This is a genomic window from Methanosalsum natronophilum, from assembly GCF_024808815.1.
GTDB lineage: Archaea > Halobacteriota > Methanosarcinia > Methanosarcinales > Methanosarcinaceae > Methanosalsum > Methanosalsum natronophilum.
In genome coordinates, this window is record NZ_JANUCS010000003.1 from 119,259 (window position 1) to 137,244 (window position 17,986).

Here is a 17,986-nt window from a genome sequence, read left to right on the forward strand (position 1 = left end):
GTTATAAATATATGTTTAGAATATTATATTCATATAACTTTCCGGAAAAATCAACATGAGGGATACATATTAGGATAAGAAGTAAAAAGAAATCATCAAGGCGTCGTCTACATTCTTCCAAAAATAAAGATGAGAATATATTGTCAAATAAAAAAGATCAAAAAGTAGCTAAAGAAAGTTCAACAAAAAGAAAAGGTAAAAAAAGTACATCCAAGAAACAGGAAGAATCCTATCCGAGTAATAAGGATAAAATAGTGATGCCAGGTGAACTTTTAGGAATTGTTGAAGAACTTGAACCTAGAGAAGGAACTTATACTTACTCTGGAGATATATATTCTAGCATCACTGGAAAAGTAATTGTAGATAAAGATAAAAGGACAATTTCAATACAACCTCTCACAAACACTCCATACAAACTGAAGAGTGGCGATATTGTGATAGGAGAAATAGTCAATGTTCGCGATTCAATTGCCATGGTTTCAATATCAGCTGTTAAAGGTCTGGATGAAAGAGAAATTTTAAACGACTCAAATTTTGTAATACGTATTTCGGATATTAGAGACTCTTATGTCCAAGATTTATCAAGAGAATTTTCATTGGGCGATGTTGTGAAAGCAAAAATAATTGATATAAATAATATGAGATTGACCACCTCGGGTGATAGTCTTGGAGTTATGACATCAAGATGTGCTAGATGTCATGAAATATTATCACTAGAAGAAGATAAATTACAATGTCCATCATGCTCAAGGATCGAAAATAGGAAAATGTCTAAAGATTATGGGACAGGTGTAATTTAATAAAGGTAACCTGTTGAACAAAATAATGATAATTAGAAGTTAAGATGATATTTTGAGATAATGCTCTGAAACTTAATTCTACGATTTTTATAGATACTTTAATTGAGGTAATGATAATGGAATTAAAAATAATTGATAAAACAAATGATGAACTCAGCCTTGAGATAAAAGGTGAAGATCACACATTCCTGAACATGTTAAAATTCATTTTGTTAGAAGATGACAGAGTCAATATTGCTACATATGATATAAAACATGTGAGTATAAGTGATCCGGTCCTGTATATGAAAACAGAGGGTTATGATCCAATTGAAGTTATTAGGGATGCGTTATCTAATATGTCACAAGAATGTGACGAGTTCCTGGATGCTTTTAGTAAAACAGTTAACTAATGTTTGATTATTCCTAGTTCTTTTAATAAAGAACTATATATTATTTTTTAATGAGGTAGCAACAATGGAACTAACTAATAATACGTTACAGAAATTCAAACATATTAAGAGAGAAACATCGGATTTTGTTAATATAGACCCGCTACAGACGGCTGGTATTCTCACACCGGAAGCGAGGGAAGCAATTCATGAGTGGGCGGATGGTTATTCAGTTTGTGATTTCTGTACAAGTACTGTTGACCTCATTAAAAAACCACCAATTAAAGATTTTGTGCATAAAGCTCTTCCATCATTTTTAGGAATCGATGAAGTAAGAGTTACTACAGGTGCCAGAGAAGCAAAGTTTGCTATAATGAATTCTTTTAGAACTGAAAATGCAACTATACTCATTGATGAATTAGCTCACTATTCAACAATTGTTGCTGCACAAAGGGCTAATTTTAATATTGTTAAAGTTCCATCTTCAGGGTATCCAAAATATAAGATTGACCCCGAAGATTATGCCAAGTCAATTGAGAATATTATTTCTGATACTAAAAAACCACCAACATTGGCTTTATTGACATATCCTGATGGAAATTATGGTAACCTTCAAGATGCTGAGAGTATTGCTAAAAAATGCCAAGAATATGACGTTCCACTTATTCTTAATTGTGCATATTCTGTGGGTAGAATGCCTGTAAATGCTAAAGAAATAGGAGCGGATTTCATTGTTGCAAGTGGACATAAATCAATGGCATCCTCAGGCCCAATTGGATTATTAGGAACATCTGATCAATATTCGGACATAATTTTCAGGAAATCTCCTACAAATAAGAACAAAGAAGTAGAAATGTTAGGCTGTACTGCAAGAGGTACTACTATAATGACCATGATGGCATCATTTCCTACTGTTGTAGAACGTGTGAATAACTGGGGTCAGGAGGTTAATAATGCACGCTGGTTTTCATTAAAACTCGAGGATATTGGCTTAAAACAAGTGGGTGATAACCCTCATAATCATGACCTTCTTTTCTTTGAGGCACCGATTTTATATGATATTTCACAAAAAGCAAAAGGTGGGCGATACTTTTTGTACAAAGAACTCAAATCAAGAAGTATACATGGTGTAAAACCAGGTCTTACTAAAAACTTTAAATTAAGTACATATGGACTTGATAAAGAAAAACTCTCTTATGTAGCAGATTCATTTAAAGAAATCATTGAAAAACATACTTAATTTATTAATACTACCTTTTATTTTTTGTAAATAAGGTAAAAGTTGAAAGGTAGCATAGTTTCATATTTTTATACATTTTGTACTTTCAATGTTCTGCTAAAAATGAAAATAAAAATGAACTGTTAATCTGTATCGTTTACATGTAATACTTTAGTGAGTTCAAGTCCTTTTTCCCCAATATCTAGAAGCTGTTTTTTGAGTTCATCTTTTGTAATATATTTTTCAGTTCTTGTATCATCAGATTGCTGTATCTTAATAGCAATTTCATTTTTAGTGTATGCTCTACTTAAGCATTCTTTTATAATTTCGGCATAGATGCCTGCAATTACTAAGAGACAGTCATATATTTTGTTACTAGAAATTGCATCTTCCTGATTTACATTAAGAGACGTTAGTTTACTTGACTTTATGTAAGTTTGCATGTATGTTTTCAGCTCCTTGACTAGCAGCTTTAAATTACTAATGTCAAGAGCTGCATACAGTTCTTTGTCCGAGGTTATGTTTGTGTCATTAAAATAAACTGTGTAGCTGTCATCATAAACCGTGATTCTAAATTGGTTTTCATCATTATTATCTTTAAATAGAGCATCGACACTATTTCCATCAATGTTTGCGGAATATAAGATGAAATTTGATACATCAAATAACTTAACTTTATTTTCTTTATGAATTATTCCAGTGGCCTTCCAGGTAGGCAATGCTATTTTATCATGCAGCTCATTTACTTTTAGAATTTCATGTATGAATCTGAGTTTTAGTTTATAACTGATGTTTTTAATACTGGCAGTTAATTCTCCAACTAACACACTGTTATCAATATAAGCACTATAAGTCTTTTCAGGATAATAGATATAGTCTGAAAAAAATGGTGTAAGAATATTTAATATCTTAGAATCAATTGCATTAATTTCGTTATTAGTTTCATCCTGTATTTTATTTATATGCTGCTGAATTTGTTCTACTTCTTCTGATACAATCTTTTTTGATGCACTGATAATATTATTTTTTATGGAGCTAATTTCATTAAATTCATTAACATTATCTAAATGCTCTACATAATTAATGAGATATTGTTCTAATTCACTTATCTCATTCAATTTCATGTTATGTTCTTTAACAGCTTTCTCTGCATCTTCATCAAGCTTTATCTTAGAGTTTTCTAAAGGTATTACTGCTTTACAAACATTTACAAATTCCTGAATATCATGAATAAAATCACGTTGGACAGGCAATTTGGTAGAATCTTGATATGTGAATAACATTTAATCCCCACGCTTTTAAAAGTTTATAAGAAATACGTAATTTATAGATAAAAGCTTTTTGTATAAATAAAAAAATAGATATATATCTATTAATTTTCATTTCAACAAATCTCTTACTGGATTTAACAATAAGTTCATGTACTTAACAGCACCATTTTTGAGATCCATTGGATGTAATTCTTCAGATTGGAACAACCCTTCTAATTCATTATAACTCTTGCATTCAATATTGCCACCATATTTCTCAGGCCGATTGAATATTATTTCATCGTATCGAGGGAATATATGATACTTGAATAAACTCAAGACTGGATTATCATCTACCTGTCCCACAGGACAAAAAGCCTTTTTCATTTTCCTAACTATGTCTTCCTCAGTATCATCAACTGAAATATAATTGTCTTTTGAAGACGCCATTTTAGATCCATCTAATCCTAGGAGTATTGGTGTATGAACGCAAATAGGTGATTTAAACCCGAGGTTTGGTAAACCCTCTCGAGCTAACATATGTATTTTTCTTTGATCAATTCCACCAACAGCTAAATCTACGTTTAACATTGCAATATCAATTGCTTGCATAATAGGATAGACCATCTGAGAGACTTTAGGGTCATCCATTTGTCTTCCAACTTCATCCATACTTCTTTTAGCTCTCTTTAGAGAAGTTGTACTTGTAAGTCTTAGCACATTAAGCATATATTCAGAATCTAATTGGAAATCAGAACCGTAAACAAATTTTGTTTTATTAGCATCAAGTCCTAGTGCGATAAAACACTCTTTATTGTAATCAGCTATTTCACGTACTTCTGCCATTGTTCCTTTTTTATTTAAAAATGCATGTACATCTGCTAATAAAACAATTATCTCAAAACCAGCATTTTGCAAATCTATTAACTTGTTTACTGTAAGAACATGACCCATATGAATCTTACCACTGGGTTCATAGCCAACATAAGCACTAGGATTTTCTTTTTGATTTAAAAGTGCTATAAGTTGCTCCTCAGTAACTATTTCTTGAACATTTCTCTTAATTAACTCGATCTTGTCCATTTGTTCACCACTGTATTATTGTAAAATGAATGCATACCTCAAAGAAAGATTTAAAATAATTATTATGTTACAGATATATTCAAAATAAAAGCATTTTGATATAAAATGATAGTGACTCTTGTTAACCTTAATTCTTAATAAATGTAGCGTACTTTATCCCCTTAATGGTTTATTTTAAATATGATTTTCTGTGAAAAAACTAAAATAGTAAATGGTCTATAAGAAAGTAAAAAAATCAAACATACTATATAATAAAAAATAAATGTATTTAATTGGCACAAGTTTTGTAGTAATGAAGGAGTAAAGCAATGTTCTTTTTTGAAAACGTCTTTTACGAAATATCAATTTTAATCCTTTTAGCTACTGTTTTTGGCGCCATAATGTTGCGACTTAAGCAACCTTTAATTGTTGCATTTATTATTATTGGAATATTAGTTGGACCTAGTTACTTAGGTTGGATTGAAGCCACTGAAGAAGTAGAACTCCTTGCAGAAATGGGTATTGCACTTTTGCTTTTTGTAGTAGGGCTCAAGCTTGACCTTCATCTCATACGCACGTTAGGCCCTATTGCTGTTGCAACAGGTCTTGGTCAAGTAATTTTCACATCAGTATTTGGGTTTTTTATTGCACTAGGACTGGGTCTTGATACAATTCCTGCACTATATGTTGCTGTAGCTCTGACGTTTTCTAGTACTATTATTATTGTAAAATTACTATCTGATAAGAAAGAAGTTGATGAACTTCATGGAAGAATTGCGATAGGTTTTCTTATTGTTCAGGATATTGTAGTTGTCTTGGTAATGATCGGTTTATCCGCATTGGGTGCGGGAACTGCAGCAGAAAGTGACGTAACAGCAGAAATTATTTTCTTGTTCTTGAGTGGAATTGCATTTCTTGCAGCAATAGCGTTCATGATGTTTTTTGTATTACCAACTCTACTTAGACACTTAGCTAAATCACAAGAGCTCATGGTACTTTTTGCGGTAGCTTGGGCATTATCCTTGGCTTCAATTGGTGATTATCTCGGGTTCAGTAAAGAAGTTGGAGCTTTCCTTGGTGGAGTTTCACTTGCTTCAACTCAATTTAGGGAAGCAATAGGATCCAGACTGGTTAGTTTAAGGGACTTTTTACTTCTGTTTTTCTTCCTTCACCTAGGTTCACAGCTAGATATGGGTATATTGGGAGATCAAGTAACACCCGCTATAATATTGTCTCTATTTGTACTAATCGGAAATCCAATAATTGTTTTAACAATCATGGGAATCATGGGTTACAGAAAAAGAACTGGATTCTTGGCAGGCTTGACTGTAGCTCAAATAAGTGAATTCTCTTTAATTTTAGCTGCATTAGGTTATAGCCTTGGACATATAGGTACTGATACTGTAGGAATGATTACACTTGTAGGACTAATAACAATAGGTACATCTACTTACATGATAATTTATTCGCATCAACTATATGATAGATTAGCACCCTACCTCAGCATTTTTGAGCGTAAGAAGCCTTCCAGAGGTCATAGTAACTTTGATGAACTAGCAAACGTGGATATAATCATATTTGGTATGGGTCGATTTGGAAGTAACATTGGGAAGAACTTAAAGGTTCGAGGTAGGAAAGTATTAGCTATAGACTTTGATCCAAAAGTGACAGATAAACTCCAGGAATTGAACTATGATGTATATTATGGCGATGCCGAGGATATGGAATATCTGAACACTCTTCCACTTAGTCGTACAGGATGGGTTGTTAGTGCTGTACCCCAGCGTCATACAAATCTAACACTAATGCGTGCACTTAGGGAGCATGGATATAAAGGAAAAATTGCAGTTACTGCACACAATGAATCTGATGCAAGCTTCTTTTATATGGAAGGAGCCGACTTGGTCTTCATGCCATTTGTGGATGCAGCTTCCAATGCAGCTGATAAGCTGACATAATAACGAATAGAAAGTATATCTAAATTAGCCCTGACATAGAAGCTGCTTATTTATTGTCACTAGTTTGGAATATGTTACATACCAGAAAATCATGGCCTTGTGGTGAACTGAACTCCGGAATGTCCCATTTCTGAACTATTTTTTGACGCTGTGTTATGGATTTGATATTATCTTTTGGGTTATACCCTTCTACAAGATACCTATGTTTATATACAACAATTCCTTTTCTTTGCCATGAAGGTAGTTTTGCTAAATTAATACCGTCTTCAAACATTAATTCATGAATATAAGAAGAATCCTTATTTTTTAACAAATTAAATGCATCCTTTGGGCTCATGCCCTTTTTTATAAGAGTATAGTGTCCATAGGAATTGATATAATTCCTCCATGCTTCCCTTTGTCGCCATATAAAATAGTCAACAATTTTATCTTTTTCTACTGGTATAACTCTAGAATCAAAAGATATAGGCTCACTCAAACCCAGTTCAATTGATAATGAACTACTAAAATAACTTGGAACGATAGAATCTAATTTCTCAATCCTACCGTCAAATTCTAAATTCAAAAATAAGAAACTAACTTCATCTGAAAAAGTATAAGATAATATGGGGTTCAACCCACTTTTCTTGAAAAAGCTCTCTATTGAATCAGCAAAACCTTTAGTAAGTCTAAAATCGTATGGTTTTTCAAAATCAAGCTTTTCTAATGTTTTCTTAAAATTTCTCCCATCGATACGAATTATAACAGGAGGTAAAGATCTGATATCTGCATATATTTCATTTTCTTTCATTTATTAATGCTAACCAATTTATACTTCTTTTTCTTCTGTATTAGTCTTTTTCTTAAAGTTTGCAAATATGTCTCTTATAAGAACTATATCAGCGGCAGTAATTACCCATCTATATGGAATTATAACTCCTTTTTCATTAATATCAAATAAATCTTTGTTTATTTCTGAAATTGCAAGCCCTCTTACTTTTCTTTCATTAATATCAAGAACTAAATCACTTACTTTACCTACATAAGTACCTGAGTTAGTGTATACGTTCAATCCAAACAATGAGGTCATTTCTGTTAGCATCAAATCCCCTGTAAATCTTTATAAATTGCTATTGGCTATATTTTATCGAATAATTCTAGGTATAGTTAAACTAGATGATTTAAATATTTATATCATTTTGGGTATATTATTATATCTTCACTAAATGTCATTTTAAACTCTGTTATATACCTTTCAATATTATTGTATATCAATTAACTCTATGCTATCTTGAATGCTCACAACAGATTTACTTAATTGATTCATTTGCTCATCTGTAAGATTTAACTCAAAGACCTTTTCAACACCATCCTTACCAATTTTTGCTGGTACACCTAAATATATGTTCTCATAACCATATTCACCATTGAGATTTACCGTAGTAGGCATAATTCGTTTTGAATCTTTAGCCACAGATGCTACCATATGAGCTATTGATGCTCCAGGAGCATAAAAAGCACTTCCCGTTTTGAAATGACTGACGATTTCTGCTCCTCCATTTATAGTTCTATCGACAATTGAGTCAAGGGTTTCCTTTTCAATCAATTCTGTGATGGGTATACCTGAAACAGTAGTATATTGAGGTACTGGTAGCATTAAATTATCATGACTTCCAATTACCATTGCGTTAATATCTTTCACCGAACACTCAAGTTCCATAGCCACAAATGTTGCGAACCGTGTAGAATCTAACATACCACCCATTCCAAAAACTCGATTTTTGTCAGCTTTTAAGATCTCTGAAGCAAGATATGTCATTGGGTCAAGTGGATTTGTAACTACGATCACAATCGCATCAGGTGCATATTTGTTGATGTTATTACATACATCTTTTATAATACCTGAATTTATTCTTAACAGATCTTTTCTATCCATACCTGGTTTACGCGGTACACCTGCAGTTATGACAACAATGTCAGATTCACTGATATTACTATACTCATTAGTCCCAAGAATCTTAGTATCATATCTCATCAACGGTGCAGATTGTAGGAGATCTAAGGATTTACCTTGCGGAATTCCTTCCACAATATCTACCATTACGATCTCACCAATTTCGAGCTCTGCAATTCTTTGTACAACAGTAGCACCTACATTCCCTGCACCTATAACTGATATTTTTTTCATGTGATTGTTCCTCTTTTATACGTAATTGTGTAATAACCGTTTGCAAATTATGCAATTATATAGCTACATCTGCACTTAAACTGGAATTAAAATTTATTTTTTATTTATGAACTAGTGATAGTGGACACTATTTAAGGATATTATATCAATACTATTATTAGATTTATCGATATTAACTGGATTTAATATATATTTTAAGTTACAAATAAGATAAGATTGGGATCTTAATAGACTCTATCATTTAAATTCTGGTTGAATGCAATATTCCCTTGATCTATCTAAAAATGAGCCAAGCCAGGAATATTTGTATACTAATTCAGATCAATCTATTAATTATAGTTATTATCAGATAACTGTTACATTGAAACTTAAAAAGAAATGCTTTAATAAGAAATAATCAATCCATGAGAATTATTAAATTTTAATGTTGTAGATTTTCATGTATGATATCATAGTCGTTGGGGGCGGTCCAGCAGGATCAACAGCTGCCAGATATGCTTCAAGATTTGGACTTAAAACACTAATTCTAGATAAAAAGAAGTTTCCAAGACACAAAACATGCGCTGGCGCTGTCAGTGAATATGCTATACGAAATTTAGGTATACCCATACCAGAACATTTGATTGAAAAAGAGATAGTGGGAGCTAGAGTAGTTTATGGTTCATATTCTTTAGAATCAATAAAAGATGGTAACAGGGCAGCTATTACTGTACACCGTGATAAATTTGATATGTATTTAGTTGAGCAAGCAGTTGAACAAGGGGCTACTTTCATTGACGATACTGCTGTAAAAGAATTAGTATTCAATAAGGAATATGTTGAAGTGCACACATTGAATAAAATATATCATGCTAAAATAATAATCGGTGCGGATGGCGTAAACGGAGTTTGTTCTAAATATGTGCGTGAAAGCTTATCCGTCCAAGAAAAAGCCTTTTCAATAGAGGCTCATGTTCCCACAAAATCATTTCCTATAAAAGATAGACGAACTGATGTTGTAGAATTTCATTTTGGTGATGTTGATAAAGGATATGGTTGGATATTTCCAAAAAAAGATTTTTTCTGTATAGGAATTGGGGAGATTGGGAACTCAGCTGAGAATCCGTTAACATTTTATAAAAGATTTAGTTCCAAGTTAGGATTAGAATATGTTAAACCTAGAGGACACTCAATTCCAGTTGGCGGCTATAAAAGGAAAACATACAATGATAAAATATTATTAACAGGTGATGCAGCTGGTTTTGTCGATGCATTTTTAGGTGAAGGTATTGCGTATGCAATAATTTCAGGAAAAATAGCTGCAGAAACAGCTAAAGATGCAATCAATGAAAACGATGTTACCTGTAAACAACTTGTAAAATACCATACAAACTGTAACAAGAGTTTCGGTAAAAACTTAAAATATTCCTTAATATTATCAAAATTGTTTTATCAAAGCCCGAAAACATTTGCTTTAATGTTAGTCCAGAACCCACCTTTATTAGAAAAATTTGTTTTATTGGCAACAAATGAATATAGTTATTCATCGTACATAAAATGGCTTATTCCTAGGATTCCTTACTATAAAGCAAAACAATTAATAAATAAAGCGAACTAGAATCAAATTAAATGAATTTTAAACAAATCATTCTTCCATTGAAGAAAGCATATCCAAAAAACAGTTTTTATTATAAGGATGAACCTTTTTATGTATTAATCTCCACAGTATTATCACAAAGAACCCGTGATGAGATTACATACAAATCATCGTTAAAACTAATGTCAAGGTTTAGCTCAGCTAGATCACTATCGAATGCTAGCTTAGAAGAGATCGAGCTACTAATAAAAGACGTAGGCTTTTATAGAGTTAAGGCTCAAAGAATCAAACAAATAGCTAAAATAATAGAAAATGATTATGATGGCGAAGTACCAGATACTTTAGACGAATTGCTAAAACTTCCGGGTGTTGGTAGTAAAACTGCAAATTGTGTTTTGATTTATTCTTTTGGAGTAGATACAATTGCTGTTGATACTCATGTTCATAGAATCTCAAATAGACTGGGGTTGGTGGAATCAGAAACACCTGAAGAAACTGAGTCGTTATTAAAAGCTACCATACCTAAAAAATATTGGAAAGACATAAATGAACTGTTTGTGCAACTTGGACAGAATGTGTGTAGACCCATGAACCCAAAATGTGATATTTGCATGATCGAATCGACCTGTCCAAAGGTATACTGAAAAATTTCAATATAAAACCTAATATAAGATGATTATATTTAATGAAACAGAGACTTTAATTTAAATATTGTAAATATTAAGATACTAATAATCATTAAGGATGTAATATAATGTTATTGATAGGAGAAGCACTAATCGGCGAAGGCCCTGAACTGGCACATATTGATCTTCTTGCCGGCGATAAAAATGGGCCAGTAGGACAAGCATTTGCAAACGGAATGACACAATTATCAGCTGGACATACACCTCTTCTTTCAGTAGTCAGGCCCAACCTGCTTGCAAAACCTGCAACTCTCATTGTACCAAAAGTGACAGTAAAGAACATGGATCAAGCTTCTCAGGTATTTGGACCAGCTCAAGCAGCTGTAGCAAAAGCAGTATCTGACAGCGTTGAAGAAGGTGTTATTAAAAAAGAGGACGCCGAGGACCTTGTTCTAGTTGTAAGTGTTTTCATTGACCCATCCGCATCTGACTATAATCGAATTTATCGTTATAATTATGGAGCGACCAAACTTGCAGTTAAACGTGCCTTTGATGGATTCCCAGATGTTGATACTGTACTTCATGAAAAAGACCGCGCTTCACATGCAATAATGGGCTTCAAAGTATCAAGATTATGGGATCCGCCATATCTACAAGTTGCTCTTGATAATCCTAACATTGACGCTATATTGAACGTAATACAGCAAATTCCAAAAAGTGATCACGTTATCTTGGAGGCAGGTACTCCTTTGATCAAAAGATATGGGGTTGACGTAGTTTCCCGAATTCGTGAAGTTAAACCAGATGCATTTATCGTCGCAGATTTGAAAACATTAGATACGGGTAATCTGGAAGCACGAATGGTTGCAGATTCTACAGCAGATGCAATTGTTGTTTCCGCTTTAGCACCAATACCAACTCTAAATAAAGCTATTGATGAAGCTCATAAAACGGGTATTTACGCTGTAATGGATACATTAAATCATCCTGATCCAGTTTCAATCTTAAAAAAGCTGGATAAATTGCCTGATGTAGTTGAACTTCACAGAGCAATCGATGTAGAGGACACAGAACATGCTTGGGGTAGCATCGAAGAAATTAAACAATTATCACCAAAAATACTTGTCGCAGTTGCCGGTGGTATTAGGGTTCACACAATACCAGATGCTTTAAAAGCAGGAGCAGATATTCTAGTTGTTGGCAGAGCAATAACTAACGCCAAAGATGTAAGACAAGTTGCTGAAACCTTTATAGAGAATCTTAACAAACCTGAAATTGATCAATTTAGAGTTATGACTGACTTTTAAGCTCAGTCTAACTAAAAAAAGACTCAATTTTTTGGAGGTAGTTCAGGATGAAATCACCGATTATAATTGTCAATTTCAAGACATATGAAGAAGGAACTGGAGAAAATTCAGTAAATATTGCTAAAGCTTGTAGAGACGTTGGGGAAGAGTCGGGTATTAATATTGCTGTAGCTCCACAAACATGCGATATATATAGAATTTCTTCTCAAATTGAAGATATATCTATTTATTCTCAGCATATAGATGGGGTTGGACCTGGAAGCTTTACAGGCCATACATTTTCATCTGGTATCAAATCAGCAGGTGCTACAGGCACTCTGATAAACCACTCTGAAAAGCGTTTGAAGTTAGCTGACATAGAATCAGCTGTTTCTGTAGCAAAAAAATCCGAACTCACAAGTGTAATATGCACTAATAATGTACTTACAAGCGCAGCAGCCGCATCTTTTGGACCTGATTATGTGGCAGTTGAACCACCTGAACTTATTGGCTCCGGGATACCTGTATCAGAAGCAAATCCTGATATTGTTCGAGATACTGTAACTGGTGTACAGAACATCAACTCAGATGTTAAAGTACTATGTGGTGCGGGAATTTCTCAAGGTAAAGACCTAAAAGCCGCACTTGAACTTGGTTCACATGGTGTACTTTTAGCTTCAGGTATTGTAAAATCGAATGAACCAAAAAAAGCATTGGAAAACCTAATAAGTTTGATTTAAGATATAAATCTAACTTAATTCACACCCTTATTGTGGCTCCAATTCCACATAATAACTGTTCTACTTCATCTTGAATCTTTTCGGGTTCAAGATCTCCAAATATACATATTCTATAAGTTACACTCAACTGCTTTACTTCAGGCACCTTATCATAAATATCTATAATATCCACTTTCAGAATACCATCTACAGTTGAAATAATATTTTTTATAGTTGAAGGATTAGAATTGACTGGAATTAGAACTGAAATGTCTCTATTAATATGCTTTTGATTTTCTATTTTCCACTGTAGGAGTTCATCCTCTGATAAAAGCCTGATATTCTCAATTTTAAGATTAGTAACTTTATTGTGTTTTTTAATAAACACTTCTTTAGGTGTAACTTTCTCTACGGTACCTACGTGCGTTACATTAGAATATAAGTGCAAAAAACCTTTTTCAGTATTAATCGCCTCAACAATTCTGTGGAACTCAGCTATTTTTTCATTAATTAACTTATCTGACCTTCGAAGAGCTGAAGAAGTATCGCCAAAATGTGTTGCTGCATCTTTCATTTTTGTTATGAATAGATCTAAATTATTCTCTTTAACAGTCTTTGAAATCTCTGAACACTGGTTAAGAAATGTATCATGCACTTTACTTACTTCTGGATTCTCCATTTGTATCATGGCATAGAGATAAGGATTTTGATCAAGTATTCTGCCAACAAAATCAACCATGATCTCATAAACGGGGCTCATAAACCTTCTAGATCTTGCAATATCAAAATCTAGTTCCATGAATGTTGTTCCAATTGTTATGTACGCAAAATGGGTAAGACCCTGAACAACAGAGACCATATTATCATGTTCTCTGGGATCAATGATCTCAATATGAGCTCCATTACTTTCTAAAAGTTCCTTAATTAAACCAAACCATTCCTTTGACCTATCAGAAGGTGGGGTTAAAATAATTATTTGACCATAAAGGCTAGCAATAGATGGTCCAAACATTGGATGTGCTCCTATGATCTCTACGTCTTCTGGTGCATATTTGGTCATTGCATCAAAAGGTTTTACTTTAATTGATGTAAAATCCATAAGTAAACTGCCAGCACTCATCTTAGGTGCAATTTCAGAAATCACTTGTTCTGTTAGATCAATGGGTACAGATATTATTACAATATCACTTTTTTTAATTTCAGTATCCAAATCATCTACAAATCTGACACCCAACCTTTCTGCAATATCTTTTCTTCCACTTTTTCCCCAGACACTGACATTAAAGTTATTATTTTTGAAAAAAATTGAGAACCATTGCCCCATTTCACCAGTACCACCAATGATAAGAACGTTCAGTGGTTTCAATCGCAAGAATTAAGTTCCTCCATAACCGCTTTTTTCATAACTTGGATTGGAGGTTTAGTCCCAGTCCAAATGCGAAATGCTTCAGCACCCTGGTATACTAGCATCATAACACCGCTGATAGTTTTTGCACCAGCCTTTTTTGCCTCCTTTAATAGCTTTGTTTCTACAGGATTGTATACAATATCAAACACAGTTAAGTCCGAGCGTAATATATTTTGAGTAGCAATAGTTTCGTTTAAATTTGGTACCATACCCACGGTAGTAGTATTTATTAGAATATCCGCATTTTTTAATGCACTTTTAAGAGAACTTAATTCATATATTGTAACATCGTCCGCGTAATCTTTCAAATCATTGCCCAATGAAACTGCACGATCTTTATTTCTGTTAACTATCCTGATACTTGCACCTTCTTCTGCTAATTGGAATGAGATTGCTCTTGCAGCACCCCCCGCCCCAACAATAACGACGGTTGAACCCTTTACAGCTATGTTCTCATCTTTTAGAGAATTGAGTGCACCTATACCATCAGTATTGTACCCATAGATGCCATTTTTAAAATCTATAGTATTAATGGCACCAATTCTTTTAGCGATGGGATCGATATTTATGTGTTCCATTAAACCTTCTTTGTGAGGTACAGTTAGGTTAATTCCACCAAATCCCATCACCTCAGCTCCCTTTACTGCAGTCAATAGATCATTTGGTTTAACTCTAAAAGCATGATATTCATTCTGTAACCCAAGATCCTTAAATGCTGCATTGTGCATTTTAGGGGACATTGAATGTTTAACAGGATCTCCAAAAACTCCAAAAACAGTTTTCATGTAATCCACTCTATAATTTCTTTTAGTTTATCGATTCGAACTTGCCCAGGTGCTGTAGGATTATTAACATACCCATATGTTAAAACTGAGCCATATATTGGTGCAATTATCCTTGAATGTTTTCCAATTTCTCCCATAGATATAGCACATATTTTGTGTTCAGTATTCAAAGTAACCTGAAGTAATCTGATGACATCTTCTTTACCTAAAGGCATAACAGCTATTTTGGTAATATCTGCACGTAAAGTGGCTGATCTATTGATCAGATGCTGTAAGTCACTGTTTGGAGGAGTACTCTCAAAATTATGATACGAAAGTATCACCTTAGACTTGTTCTTTTTAATCTCTTTAATAACTTCAACTAACACCTGCTCATCAGTAGATAACTCCAGATCAATATAATCAACACGTGATGAAATGCTGGACAATATTGATAATCTTTCATTCTCAGAGCCTTTCCAACTCCCTCCTTCTATAGATGAACGATTGGTTGCAATACATGTTAACTCGGTCTTATCTTTAATTGAGGTTATCAATTTCATTAATTCTTCAACTGAGTAAGGTTCCATCAGATCTATTCTAAACTCAAGTGCAGTAGCCCCCATTTTCTTAGCACATATCGCTTGATCAAGAACATTATCAGAAATAGAAGCTATTATCAACGGATACTTAACATGCCCTTTATCCATAATTAAGTCCTTCAAATAAAATAAATAAAATCATTTTTCTATAATAGTTTCTTCAATCTTCATCCCAAAATGGCGACCAGTATTCTCGATATGAACCAATACTTCATCTCCTTGCTTAACCTCGGCAACAGAGATTGATTTTCCATCCTTACCTACAAGTTTGATAGTCTCTGCGTTTTGAAGTATTGTCTTAACACATTTCCCATCAACTTCAGCTTCTATTAACATCAATGGTCGCCTTTCGATCTTTACTCTTCCAACAACACCGTCTCTGAGTCCCCCATCCTTATCAACTAGTGTGACCTTGTCTCCACCTTCTATCTCTGACAAGTAACGTGTCTTATCCCCGATCTTGATATATGCATGAACTGCACCTGCATTAACTCTAAATGGCCTTGATGCGACATAGGGACTTTCTTCAGATTCGGATTGTATTAAAAAAAGTCCTTCAGATTGTGATCCTATTAACATCCCTTCACCAACAGTCATAAGATTACAAGTATCGACACAGACCCGATCTCCCATTCCTACAGCTTCTACTCTTTTAATCTTAGCAGGCTGCAAACTCACTTTACCTGCACTGAACTTTTCAGTTACAGAAACTGTTTTTTTGATCTCATCAGGATTATCACTATCTATCAATATACCTTCAGAGCCATGCTCCATTGTTTCCAGTGCAACCTTAGCCTCTTCCCAACTCTTAACTCCGGATATGATAGAAACATCTTTCTGATGTAATCCAGCAATAAGGTTCTCTAGAGGTATTACTTTCCAGTCGGTTCCAATAACTATCAAATAATCACATATTTCTCCCATAGTGTGTGCAAATAGTTCATACTGTTTATTTTGTATTACAACATATGCAGCTACCTTAACTCCCTTCTCTTTTAATTGTGCAGCTTTACTGATATCCAATGAACCAGAAAGGTCTTGAGGTATATTTCTTGTACCATCGCCCTCACTGTTTTTTCCAACAACATAAATATCAGCGTTGCTTTTGAGGTTAGCATCAAAGGCTGCTATAGTAATATCGCCAAGTTCTCGAACCTTTTCAACATCATCTGCATCTACTAGAACACATTTGACACCAGACTCCAACCCCGTAGTAATTCTAGACTTACGATCGTTCCAACTACCATGATCGGCTTTAACCCAAACTTCTTTTTGAACCATAGAAATTAACCTTCTGAATATTTGATATAGTTACATATCGCTGTAATCATAAGAATATTTCTAATGCTTCCTCAACTGACATATCTTTATGGACGATCTGACTAATCGCCTTTGACATGAGTGTTGGGTTCTTGTGTTGGAATATGTTTCTTCCAATAGCCACACCTCTTGCACCTGCATCTAAAGAACCCCGAACCATCTCTAGAAACTCTCTATCAGTTTCAGTCTTTGGTCCACCTGCAACTACTATTGGTACGGGACAGCCGTTAACCACTTCTTTGAATGAATCAGGATCTCCTGTATACAATGTTTTTATTACATCTGATCCTAGCTCTGCACCAACTCTTGCAACATGTCCTACTAGCTCAGGACTATGTGGATTCTCTATCTTCTTCCCCCTAGGATACATCATTGAGAGTAATGGCATACCCCATTCATCGCACTGTTCTGCGACACTACCTAACTTATGCAGCTGTTCAGCTTCAGTTTCCGAACCTATGTTTATATGAATGGATACAGCATCAGCACCCATCTGCAATGCTTCTTTCACTGTACATACCTGAATTTTATTATTAGGATCTGGACCAAGTGAAGTAGACCCACTCATATGAACGATCAATCCAACATCATGCCCGTAACCTCGGTGCCCGTGACGGATCATACCTTTCTGCATAAGGACAGCGTTTGCTCCCCCTTCAGCTACTTTATTGATAGAATCCGCAATATCTATTAGACCGGGAATAGGTCCATCTGATATCCCATGATCCATGGGTATTATGAACATATTGCGACTTTCCCTATCCATTATTCTTTCAATTCTTATTCTCTTTCCAATCTCAGCCATAAAACGCCTCCATGTAGTATGCTAACATGTGACATATTAGCATGGAACATATT

The 17,986-nt window shown here is 34.1% G+C and carries 18 protein-coding genes; 8 read left to right on the forward strand and 10 right to left on the reverse strand.

Features of this window, described 5'->3' with window-relative positions; translation table 11 throughout:
- The first annotated feature begins 140 nt into the window (after positions 1-140).
- From J2T59_RS03000 to pscS, 3 genes are all read left to right on the forward strand, one after another.
- A complete protein-coding gene (locus J2T59_RS03000) occupies positions 141-800 on the forward strand; it encodes an exosome complex RNA-binding protein Csl4 (protein WP_259133794.1) in 660 nt (219 codons plus the stop codon).
- Between the two features lie 116 nt (positions 801-916).
- Positions 917-1,192 (forward strand): DNA-directed RNA polymerase subunit L, encoded by a 276-nt coding sequence (locus J2T59_RS03005; RefSeq protein ID WP_259133796.1) that lies wholly within the window; start codon positions 917-919, stop codon positions 1,190-1,192.
- Positions 1,193-1,256: 64 nt separating this feature from the next.
- Entirely contained in the window at positions 1,257-2,411 is a 1,155-nt protein-coding gene (gene pscS / locus J2T59_RS03010; RefSeq protein ID WP_259133798.1) for an O-phospho-L-seryl-tRNA:Cys-tRNA synthase, read from the forward strand.
- Between the two features lie 122 nt (positions 2,412-2,533).
- Here the strand turns inward: pscS and J2T59_RS03015 are convergent, their stop codons facing one another.
- Entirely contained in the window at positions 2,534-3,673 is a 1,140-nt protein-coding gene (locus J2T59_RS03015) for a hypothetical protein (RefSeq protein WP_259133799.1), read from the reverse strand.
- Between the two features lie 96 nt (positions 3,674-3,769).
- Positions 3,770-4,723 (reverse strand): tyrosine--tRNA ligase, encoded by a 954-nt coding sequence (locus J2T59_RS03020; protein ID WP_259133800.1) that lies wholly within the window; start codon positions 4,721-4,723, stop codon positions 3,770-3,772.
- Between the two features lie 308 nt (positions 4,724-5,031).
- On the opposite strand from J2T59_RS03020, the gene J2T59_RS03025 reads away from it, so the two are divergent.
- The gene (locus J2T59_RS03025; RefSeq protein ID WP_259133801.1) at positions 5,032-6,660 is read left to right on the forward strand and encodes a cation:proton antiporter; all 1,629 of its coding nucleotides are present in this window, start codon (positions 5,032-5,034) and stop codon (positions 6,658-6,660) included.
- 46 nt (positions 6,661-6,706) lie between these two features.
- Here the strand turns inward: J2T59_RS03025 and J2T59_RS03030 are convergent, their stop codons facing one another.
- The 3 genes from J2T59_RS03030 to mdh form a co-directional block, all read right to left on the reverse strand.
- Positions 6,707-7,450 carry a tRNA(His) guanylyltransferase Thg1 family protein gene (locus J2T59_RS03030; RefSeq protein ID WP_259133802.1) on the reverse strand — a complete coding sequence of 248 codons (744 nt, stop codon included), beginning with the start codon at positions 7,448-7,450 and terminating at the stop codon, positions 6,707-6,709.
- Positions 7,451-7,468: 18 nt separating this feature from the next.
- On the reverse strand, positions 7,469-7,741 hold the full coding sequence (locus J2T59_RS03035) for a PRC-barrel domain-containing protein (RefSeq protein WP_259133803.1): 273 nt from the start codon (positions 7,739-7,741) through the stop codon (positions 7,469-7,471).
- A 159-nt stretch (positions 7,742-7,900) separates the two neighbouring features.
- Positions 7,901-8,827, reverse strand: a complete 927-nt coding sequence (mdh, locus tag J2T59_RS03040) for a malate dehydrogenase (protein WP_259133804.1) — start codon at positions 8,825-8,827, stop codon at positions 7,901-7,903.
- 439 nt (positions 8,828-9,266) lie between these two features.
- On the opposite strand from mdh, the gene J2T59_RS03045 reads away from it, so the two are divergent.
- The 4 genes from J2T59_RS03045 to tpiA all read left to right on the forward strand — a co-directional run bounded on the left by J2T59_RS03045 (position 9,267) and on the right by tpiA (position 13,055).
- Entirely contained in the window at positions 9,267-10,424 is a 1,158-nt protein-coding gene (locus J2T59_RS03045; RefSeq protein WP_259133806.1) for an NAD(P)/FAD-dependent oxidoreductase, read from the forward strand.
- Positions 10,425-10,435: 11 nt separating this feature from the next.
- A complete protein-coding gene (locus J2T59_RS03050; protein WP_259133808.1) occupies positions 10,436-11,047 on the forward strand; it encodes an endonuclease III domain-containing protein in 612 nt (203 codons plus the stop codon).
- Positions 11,048-11,157: 110 nt separating this feature from the next.
- Positions 11,158-12,336 (forward strand): bifunctional 5,6,7,8-tetrahydromethanopterin hydro-lyase/3-hexulose-6-phosphate synthase, encoded by a 1,179-nt coding sequence (locus J2T59_RS03055; RefSeq protein WP_259133810.1) that lies wholly within the window; start codon positions 11,158-11,160, stop codon positions 12,334-12,336.
- Between the two features lie 47 nt (positions 12,337-12,383).
- Entirely contained in the window at positions 12,384-13,055 is a 672-nt protein-coding gene (gene tpiA / locus J2T59_RS03060; protein ID WP_259133811.1) for a triose-phosphate isomerase, read from the forward strand.
- 19 nt (positions 13,056-13,074) lie between these two features.
- On the opposite strand, the gene J2T59_RS03065 is transcribed toward tpiA, so the two are convergent.
- Genes J2T59_RS03065 through J2T59_RS03085 form a run of 5 tightly spaced genes read right to left on the reverse strand, consistent with a single transcriptional unit; the run spans position 13,075 to position 17,933 of the window.
- The gene (locus J2T59_RS03065; protein WP_259133813.1) at positions 13,075-14,406 is read right to left on the reverse strand and encodes a prephenate dehydrogenase; all 1,332 of its coding nucleotides are present in this window, start codon (positions 14,404-14,406) and stop codon (positions 13,075-13,077) included.
- Positions 14,397-15,227, reverse strand: coding sequence for a shikimate dehydrogenase (gene aroE / locus J2T59_RS03070; protein ID WP_259133816.1), 831 nt, complete (start codon positions 15,225-15,227; stop codon positions 14,397-14,399). Before aroE ends, J2T59_RS03065 begins: the two co-directional genes overlap by 10 nt.
- Positions 15,224-15,916 (reverse strand): type I 3-dehydroquinate dehydratase, encoded by a 693-nt coding sequence (gene aroD / locus J2T59_RS03075; RefSeq protein WP_259133818.1) that lies wholly within the window; start codon positions 15,914-15,916, stop codon positions 15,224-15,226. The genes aroE and aroD overlap by 4 nt, the downstream gene beginning before the upstream one ends.
- 30 nt (positions 15,917-15,946) lie before the next feature.
- Complete coding sequence (locus J2T59_RS03080; protein ID WP_259133820.1) at positions 15,947-17,089, reverse strand: 3-dehydroquinate synthase II; 1,143 nt, start codon at positions 17,087-17,089, stop codon at positions 15,947-15,949.
- A gap of 46 nt (positions 17,090-17,135) precedes the next feature.
- Entirely contained in the window at positions 17,136-17,933 is a 798-nt protein-coding gene (locus J2T59_RS03085; RefSeq protein WP_259133822.1) for a 2-amino-3,7-dideoxy-D-threo-hept-6-ulosonate synthase, read from the reverse strand.
- Positions 17,934-17,986: the final 53 nt, after the last annotated feature.